The organism is Paraclostridium dentum (assembly GCF_012922555.1).
GTDB lineage: Bacteria > Bacillota > Clostridia > Peptostreptococcales > Peptostreptococcaceae > Paraclostridium > Paraclostridium dentum.
In genome coordinates, this window is record NZ_WIPK01000116.1 from 1 (window position 1) to 478 (window position 478).

The 478-nt window shown below is 55.6% G+C and carries 1 protein-coding gene; it reads left to right on the forward strand.

Annotation, left to right across the window (positions count from 1 at the left end; genetic code table 11):
* On the forward strand, positions 1-454 hold a 454-nt coding region (locus tag GFJ41_RS18030), incomplete at its 5' end, for an aerolysin family beta-barrel pore-forming toxin (RefSeq protein WP_170076016.1).
* Positions 455-478: the final 24 nt, after the last annotated feature.

Sequence of the window (478 nt, forward strand, 5' to 3'; positions counted from 1 at the left end):
GGCGGGGTCCGCCACGCTCTTCAACGACAAGACCACCGAGGCTGAGCTCAAAGTCTCCATCACTTATAGTGAGGAGGCGTCGTATACCTTCACCCGGAGCTTGTCTCTTTCTACGGCGGTCACCAGCAGCATCACCTTCGGGTTGCCGCTGATTTCCGAAGCCTCCATCTCGGTCACCCACGAGATAAGCACGACGATGCAGTGGGAAAACACCGAAAGCAACACGACGTCGGTGACGGCAGAGAGTATGATTCCGGTGCCGGCATCAAGTTCGGCCCTCATCAGCTATGTGGGGACAAAAGGCTCCTGCAGCATCCCCTTCCACTACAGGCAGGTAGACCGGAGGTCCACCGACGGCGGAATCTCTGATGTTGAACGGACTGATGGTATTTACACTGGCGTCAACTGTTACAACTTCCACTTCACCATTGTAAGAGTTGAGCGTCTCGCCTGAGAAGAGCCATGCATCCGTCTCTTG